Below are 571 nucleotides of genomic sequence, written 5' to 3'. Positions count from 1 at the left end.
CGTGGCGCTGCGGGCCGACGACGGCGCCGTGTACCGGGGCCGGCTCGCCGTGGCCGCCGACGGCGCGCACTCCCCGGTCCGCGCGGCACTGGGCATCAGGACGTCCTCGCGCCGCTACCCCGATACCTACCTGATGGGCGACTTCCCGGACGACACCGCGGACACGGACCTGGGCGTGCTCTACCTCGAGCCGGAGGGGATCGTCGAATCCTTTCCGCTGCCCGGCCGGCTGCGGCGCTGGGTGGCCCGCACCCCCTCGCTGGCGGCGGCACCCTCGGCAGCGCAGCTGGCCGGACTGATCCGGCAGCGCACCGGTGTAGGGGTGGACGTCTCCGGCAACTCGATGCTCAGTGCCTTCGCCGTCCGTTCCACCCTGGCCCGGCATCTGGTCCGCGGCCGCGTAGCCCTGGTCGGGGACGCCGCACATGTCGTCAGCCCGATCGGCGGCCAGGGCATGAACCTCGGCTGGCTCGACGCCGCCGCCCTGGCCCCGGTCATCACTGCAGCCCTGCGGGGGGAGCCCGCGGGCGCCCGGCTCCGGGAATTCGAGCGCTCCCGCCGCCGCGCCGCC

At 75.7% G+C, this 571-nt stretch carries 1 protein-coding gene; it reads left to right on the top strand.

Annotation, left to right across the window (positions count from 1 at the left end; translation table 11 throughout):
• Positions 1-571: FAD-dependent monooxygenase (locus ACFQ36_RS23310; protein ID WP_377018013.1), on the top strand; the 571-nt coding region annotated here is incomplete at both ends.

It is taken from the genome of Arthrobacter sp. GCM10027362, assembly GCF_042679445.1.
GTDB lineage: Bacteria > Actinomycetota > Actinomycetes > Actinomycetales > Micrococcaceae > Crystallibacter.
Note: the sequence above shows the minus strand (reverse complement) of the source record. Positions and strands in the feature narration are given on the sequence as shown.